Annotated in this window: 7 protein-coding genes; 3 read left to right on the top strand and 4 right to left on the bottom strand. The window is 48.4% G+C overall.

Going from position 1 to position 6,501, the window contains the following annotated elements; all coding sequences use genetic code 11:
* Window positions 1-104 precede the first annotated feature (104 nt).
* On the top strand, window positions 105-1,208 hold the full coding sequence (locus MGMO_RS08990; RefSeq protein ID WP_023494740.1) for a helix-turn-helix transcriptional regulator: 1,104 nt from the start codon (window positions 105-107) through the stop codon (window positions 1,206-1,208).
* Between the two features lie 19 nt (window positions 1,209-1,227).
* On the top strand, window positions 1,228-1,551 hold the full coding sequence (locus MGMO_RS08985) for a hypothetical protein (protein ID WP_023494739.1): 324 nt from the start codon (window positions 1,228-1,230) through the stop codon (window positions 1,549-1,551).
* A 242-nt stretch (window positions 1,552-1,793) separates the two neighbouring features.
* On the opposite strand, the gene MGMO_RS08980 is transcribed toward MGMO_RS08985, so the two are convergent.
* Complete coding sequence (locus MGMO_RS08980; RefSeq protein WP_023494738.1) at window positions 1,794-2,381, bottom strand: HD domain-containing protein; 588 nt, start codon at window positions 2,379-2,381, stop codon at window positions 1,794-1,796.
* A 626-nt stretch (window positions 2,382-3,007) separates the two neighbouring features.
* On the opposite strand from MGMO_RS08980, the gene MGMO_RS08975 reads away from it, so the two are divergent.
* On the top strand, window positions 3,008-4,756 hold the full coding sequence (locus MGMO_RS08975) for a putative bifunctional diguanylate cyclase/phosphodiesterase (RefSeq protein ID WP_023494737.1): 1,749 nt from the start codon (window positions 3,008-3,010) through the stop codon (window positions 4,754-4,756).
* 105 nt (window positions 4,757-4,861) lie between these two features.
* Here MGMO_RS08975 and MGMO_RS19945 read toward each other — a convergent pair whose 3' ends face one another.
* The 3 genes from MGMO_RS19945 to MGMO_RS08965 all read right to left on the bottom strand — a co-directional run bounded on the left by MGMO_RS19945 (window position 4,862) and on the right by MGMO_RS08965 (window position 6,492).
* Window positions 4,862-5,020, bottom strand: coding sequence for a hypothetical protein (locus MGMO_RS19945; protein WP_161808479.1), 159 nt, complete (start codon window positions 5,018-5,020; stop codon window positions 4,862-4,864).
* Window positions 5,021-5,143: 123 nt separating this feature from the next.
* Entirely contained in the window at window positions 5,144-6,193 is a 1,050-nt protein-coding gene (locus MGMO_RS08970; protein ID WP_023494736.1) for a threonine aldolase family protein, read from the bottom strand.
* Between the two features lie 158 nt (window positions 6,194-6,351).
* Complete coding sequence (locus tag MGMO_RS08965) at window positions 6,352-6,492, bottom strand: transposase (RefSeq protein ID WP_407656510.1); 141 nt, start codon at window positions 6,490-6,492, stop codon at window positions 6,352-6,354.
* Window positions 6,493-6,501 lie beyond the last annotated feature (9 nt).

Below are 6,501 nucleotides of genomic sequence, written 5' to 3'. Positions count from 1 at the left end.
TTACTGTGTTTTAGAACTAATTCTTGTTACACTTCAACTGACACATTCCGCTTAGAGAATGGCCTAGGAAACTACTTAATTTGTAATATTCTGGGGAGAATTATATGAAACAGAGCAATGCCTTGGCTTATCTTCGGCAATTATGTTGCCTACAATTGCCGAAAGAAGTTGTGCTCGGGGAATTCTTACGGTCTGTGCATTCCGTTATCCCTTCGGAAAATAATGTCTATACCCCGTTGGATCCCCTGGGTTTTCCTGCGATTCCCATTACCGATGTGTTCATGCCTGAGATACTTGAGGTTGCCAGGTTAGTCTTGCCGCACTTTATCATTCACCATTTGGCAAAGATTGACTACAAAAGATACCCGATAGTGGATGATCCAAATATGATTGGGGACAACTTTTATCGGTCAGACTTGTACAATTTGCTCTGGCGGCCTGCGTCACAGCACCACATGATGCTGGCTCATATTGAAATAAATAAGATGTTGGTGGGCAGGCTGTTTTTATATCGCCCTAGCACCAGCAAGGCGTTTAATAGTACAGAACATACTTTGTTTTTACAGTTGCTACCTTATGTTATGCATGCAGTGAACCAACCTGCTCAATTACCGGTTGATTATGAATTAAGCGGGGATACCGGGCTTATTGTCGCCGATTCAAAAGGCCAGATCATTTATCTCACGCAGCGAGCCAAACTCTTATTATTGCAAGCCAATCAACAAGATGATAAAGGTTTTGTGATCAACTCGATTAAACTGCCGCCATGTTTGCTTAGGCTGTGCCAAAATCTAGAAGCCATATTTGTCAATAAAAACGCGCCGCCTCCGTCCGTAACACACAACAATGTATTCGGGCGTTTTGTGTTCCGCGCTTACTGGTTGGAACATCAAGGTAATGAACCGGGGAATTTGATTGGGATCACTATTGAGCATCATGAACCGCAGCAATTAAAAATATTCCGCACCCTTCGGGATTTACCGCTTTCACCAGTCCAGAAAGAAGTAGCTATGATGCTTGCAAATGGCGAATCTTCGGAAAAAATTGGTGAATGCCTTCATATCAAATACACTACCGTTAAAGACCATATCCGAAAAATCTTTGATAAGCTGGATATTCATCGCCGGGAGGAGTTGTTGCCGCGTTTAAAAGCGCTTGAAACTTCGCAATCATTGTCCGAAGAAATTATTCGATCAAAACTTAATTAACGCCAGAGGGGGGGCGAATATGATTTTAAACTATATTCCTAATGATCTTTATGAAGTCCGCCTTGCGTTTCTTGTTCCCCTTGACTCAAGTAATGAAGAGAATAAGCCACGTTATTTTTCAACTTCAGATCAACTTATCTCATATCTAAAGAAACGTCCAAATCAGAAATATTCCCTCACAGAGCATCCAAATGGAAGAGGAGAGATACTTTCTCTAACTAGCGTATTTAGTGCTTATGGCCCCGATGAAGGGGATATTCTATGCGGAGACGAAGTTTTTTATGATTCTGAAAAAGACCGCATTTTTACATTGAATCAGGTTGGACGAATCTGGGCTGGTTGACTCGATGATTCATTTTTATTATTGTTGTCTTTGATTTGATTAGATGCATAGTTACTCTAAACTTTGTTAAATGATGGTCTGCTATCCGCTATTGAATCAGTATTTTTTGAAAATGATGGCTGTCTGCACATGGCCGGTCTTCACGGCGTTGGTTGATTCGAGCCAAGGTCAGGTTTGGAGAATGTCGTGTAATCAATAGCCCTAAGCCTCGTAACAATTTCAGAAGAACACAAGGTGAACTGTTACTTCGACCCGGACTCAAACGCCGCTTTGTAAAGTGAATTTAGGGGAGTGGCAAAGACCTGACGCAGCAAGGGCTCGAATTCACTGATGGGCAAGGTTTCGGCGTGGGCATCAAAGGCAGGGCTGTCGTACAGCTCACAAAACTCGGCTGTGCGCTCGAAGTGGTCATGATCCCGGAATTGCTCACGCATATTGCGATCCATCCCGATATGGTGGAAGAAATAATAACCCTGGAAAATGTTATGGTGTTGGATCATCCAAAGGTTGGCTTCACAGACAAACGGTTTGAGGATGGCAACCGCAACGTCAGGGTGGTTGTAAGTCCCTAACGTATCACCAATATCGTGCAGTAAAGCGCAGACGACATATTCATCATCACGGCCGTCGCGTATCGCACGGGTAGCCGTTTGGAGTGAATGGGTATATCGGTCTACTGGAAACCCACCAAAATCGCCTTCAAGTAATTTAAGGTGAGCCATCACGCGATCAGGCAACCCTTTGGCAAATTGCCCGAATTCGCTCAGGATCAACTGCCAATCTCCATTCACGCTTTCTTGCAGGGACTTAAAGCTCGCATGCGCATTCATGAGTCTGGTCTCCTTTAGAAGCCGCTTAAGAAGCATTTGTCTATCTTACTATTCTTTCAATCTAGGAAATGCGAATTAATCACAAAAATTAGATTTTTTTTAACACAACTAAGCCCTGGAAAATTTTTAGGTTGTATAGATATTTGCTTTCCTTAATACCTGACAGTCGCCAATCTCATTTTGGCTCGAAATAAAATCGAGCAATCCGACCCACTCCGGCTGTTGGCCTCATTTTTGCCTTATGTCTTAGTGACTACATAGCCGACCTTCAAATGGGTAACCCATTCATTGCGGATTAACTGCCACAAGGCTTTCAACTTAGGCCTGCTTCACCAAAAAGTTAGCGAAAACCCGATTTGATTTGGGCCTTAAACACAAAACCTGCCAATACAGCCAACCAAGATAAGGGCATCATGTGCTAAGCCACAATTTCCGGCACAATCCTTAAAATCGGCTAAACTTCTCTTTTATCAATTGGTATCAAATGACAGGCAATTGGCTCAGACGAAACGCCCTGGTTGCACTGCTCCATTAAAACTTGGCCAATTAGCGTTGGTTTTTAGAAATGCCTTCCGCTAAAGGAAGGACACTCTTAACATTTGCCCATAAACAATAGCTACAAAGGCATGCAAAGCCGAACCAATGTCCTCATCATCAGTGCCGACCCGGACCTGCGCTCGCAAGTGTCCGAGGCCATAACCTCGGCTGGCCTACAAACGTCCGAAGCCGCCAGTGCCGAACTGGGCTTGGGGCTGTTCACCAAAAATGGCGTTGATGCCGTCATACTCGATGGCGTTTTGCCGGGCGGGATGGACGGCTTTGTGGCCTGTGCGGCCATCAGGACGTTGCCTGGGGCCGAAAACATGCCACTCTTGGTGATTATCGAATCTGAAGACGTAGAATTGATTGGCCGTGCTTTTGAAGCCGGCGCAACCGACTTTATGGCCAAGACGGCCAATATCCCCGTGCTGGTTTGTCGGGTGCGCCACCTGCTTTGTGCCAGCCAGCACATGGCCGGGCGTTTGCTGGAAAGTGAGCGTAGGCTCCAGCACCTGGCGAATTACGACGGCCTGACCGACTTGCCCAACCGCCAGTTTTTCCGGGAATACCTGCAGCACATGGTCACCTTGGGCCGACGGCAAAAGCTGAAACTGGCCGTCCTGTTCATGGACCTTGACGGTTTCAAGCGCCTCAACGACACCTTGGGGCCCCAACTGGGCGACCAAGTGCTGAAGGCCGTCGGTGAACGCCTGCAAATGGGGCTCAGGGGCAGCGACATATTGGCCCGCACGGACACCAGCCAGGACGACAGCTCGTTGGCCCGGCTGGGGGGCGATGAGTTCACGGTGTTGTTGTCCGCGATCGCACGGAGCGGGGATGCCGCGACCGTCGCTGAACGCATGCTCGCCAATGTTGCCCAACCGTTTACCATAGGAGGGCACGAACTCTACACGACCACTAGTATCGGCATCGCCATTTTCCCCGATGACGGCGACAGCGAGGATGACTTGCTGAAAAACGCTGGCGTGGCGATGCACTATGCCAAGCGCAAAGGCGGTAACCAATACCAATATTTCTCCCCAGACATGACCGCAATCGCCTTGCGCCGCCATAACCTGGAACGGCATCTCAGGAAAGCCGTCGGGCGCGGGGAACTGGCCATGCATTACCAACCCTTGTTCGATATTGCCTTGGGCCAGTATTCCGGCATGGAAGCCCTGATGCGCTGGGACAACCCTGAATTAGGGGAGGTACGACCGGAAGAATTCATCCCCTTGGCGGAAGACACCGGGCTCATTGTCAGTATCGGCGAGTGGTCGCTCCGCCAATCCTGCAGGCAAGCGGCCACCTGGGTTAGCCAAGGCATGACGCTCGCCCGCTTGGCCGTCAACGTCTCGGCCATGCAAGTCCTGCACAAGGGATTTGCCCAGCTCGTGTCGTCGATCCTGGCGGAAACCGGCCTGGATCCTCGGTTGTTGGAGCTGGAATTGACCGAAAGTGCGATCATCTCCGATGAGGGGACCGTTCTTGCCGTCCTCCTGTCCCTGAAACAAATGGGCGTCCAACTGGCCATCGACGATTTTGGTATAGGCTACTCCAGCTTGGGCCGCCTTAAGAGATTCCCCATTGACCGGTTGAAGATCGACAAGAGCTTTGTCGGCGACATAGGCCAGGATTCGGGCAACGGCGGGATTGCCAACGCCGTCATTGCCTTGGCCGAGGGCATGGGCATGAAGGTGACCGCTGAAGGCGTCGAGACCGACGGCCAACTGGACTACCTGAAAAACAGGCGTTGCCATGAGGTGCAAGGGTTCCTCCTCAGCAGGCCCTTGACCGCACTCCAAATTGAAGCGTTTTTCAGGCAATGGGCGTAGCATTCTGGATGTGCTAGTAAACCGTGGATAGCCTGAAATTCAGGGGGTTGGTAATACAGTCGGCGCTTAACGTATCGGCAAGAAGCCAAAATCATTAATAAAGGATCACAATACGGGATAAAAAATCGAGAACACCTCATCAAACTGGTCGTGCACGCCATCCATGATGGCGCACAAGCCTTCGTCGGAGAGACCCCACTTTTCGGAATCGAAAACTGCTTCCGGCAACGCCAATTTACTGGCCAGATTGGCTGTCCTGACCAAGTCGGCGACCAGGTGGTAGGGGCTTGAAGGATCCGGCTTGCAGTGTTGGCCGATGGTTTCAGAAATAATGGCGGATACCTATGAAGACAATATAACTCCAAACCAATGGATGGCAAGCGGTGATCAACCCAAATTTTTAAGAAACAGATCGATTTGGTCGGTTTCAGTCGCGAAGCTGGTTACCAAGCGCACCAGAACCTCATCATGGCTTAATAGGTCTTGTTTAGCCCGTGGCGGATTCCATTCATAGAAAATGGCGCCTTTCCGTTTGAGTTGCTCAGAACAAGTTTTGGTCATCACGGCAAAAACCTCATTCGCTTCAACCTGCCACGCTAAGTGTGCGTTTTTGGAGTTTTTAATGCCGTTTTCCAAATACTTAGCCATTGTATTGGCATGAAGCGCCAATTCTAACCAAAGCCCGTTTTGCAAATAGGCGTCGAATTGGCTCGCTATAAATCGGCTTTTAGAGAATAACTGTGCAGCACGTTTTCGGATAAACGGCAAGTCGTTAGACATCACTGGATCCATAAAGACCAAGGCTTCAGCACACCAGCATCCGTTTTTAGTGGCGCCGAAAGAAACGATATCCACGCCCAGTTTCCATGTCATGTCCGCCGGGGACAGGTCTAATGCCACTAGGGCGTTGGCAATACGTGCACCATCCATATGCAGGGGCAATCGGTAATACTTGGCAATCTCGGCGATTTCAGCAATTTCATCAGGCTGGTACACCGTTCCAATTTCGGTGGACTGGGTAATGGAGATCGCCATTGGTTGACCGGCATGGATAAAATTAGGTGGAAAGCGTTGGATTTCGGCTTTGAGATTGCTTGGGTCAATTTTTCCATTCTTGCCATCAACCGGAGCCAAGCGTGCGCCATGTGTAAAAAACTCCGGTGCGCCACATTCATCTTCCAGCATGTGCGCTTCACGGTGGCAAAAAGAGACTCCGCCTGGTCGGTTGACTGAAGCGAGCGCCAGCGAATTTGCTGCGGTACCGGTACTGACAAAATAAACCGCAACTTCGCGTTCAAAAAGTTCGCTAAACCGTTGTTCAATCCTACGGTCTTGTTCACTGGCGCCATAAGGTGCTGAAAAGCCAACGGATGCTTCGAACAAATGCTGTGCAATCGTAGGGTGGGCACCTGCCCAATTATCGGATGCAAAATTCATGGAGTGTTTTTTATATCATTGTTTCCAGGGTTTGTTATACCCGAATTTGTTCCATAATTAAGATTAAATTACGAACGGGTTGTTTATATTTGTTGATTCATTATCATGCTCTGTAATGAATTCACATTATGACTTTTAAACAGCCCTAGGGGCTGTTCTCATTTAAGCCAAATCAACACGCTGGCCAAGCTCAGCATAGTCATATAATTGACCGCCAGCCGTTCGTATCGGGTGGCGACACGGCGGTATTCTTTCAGTTTTTGGAACAATCGTTCCACGAGGTTGCGTTCCTTGTAGATCTCCTTGTC

It is taken from the genome of Methyloglobulus morosus KoM1 (assembly GCF_000496735.2).
GTDB lineage: Bacteria > Pseudomonadota > Gammaproteobacteria > Methylococcales > Methylomonadaceae > Methyloglobulus > Methyloglobulus morosus.
This window is presented reverse-complemented; position numbering and strand designations above follow the sequence as displayed.

Coding starts and splice junctions, on each gene's coding strand:
- MGMO_RS08970 (WP_023494736.1), bottom strand. CDS start 6,193: ATGAATTTTGCATCCGATAATTGGGCAGGTGCCCACCCTACGATTGCA.
- MGMO_RS08990 (WP_023494740.1), top strand. CDS start 105: ATGAAACAGAGCAATGCCTTGGCTTATCTTCGGCAATTATGTTGCCTA.
- MGMO_RS08975 (WP_023494737.1), top strand. CDS start 3,008: ATGCAAAGCCGAACCAATGTCCTCATCATCAGTGCCGACCCGGACCTG.
- MGMO_RS08980 (WP_023494738.1), bottom strand. CDS start 2,381: ATGAATGCGCATGCGAGCTTTAAGTCCCTGCAAGAAAGCGTGAATGGA.
- MGMO_RS08985 (WP_023494739.1), top strand. CDS start 1,228: ATGATTTTAAACTATATTCCTAATGATCTTTATGAAGTCCGCCTTGCG.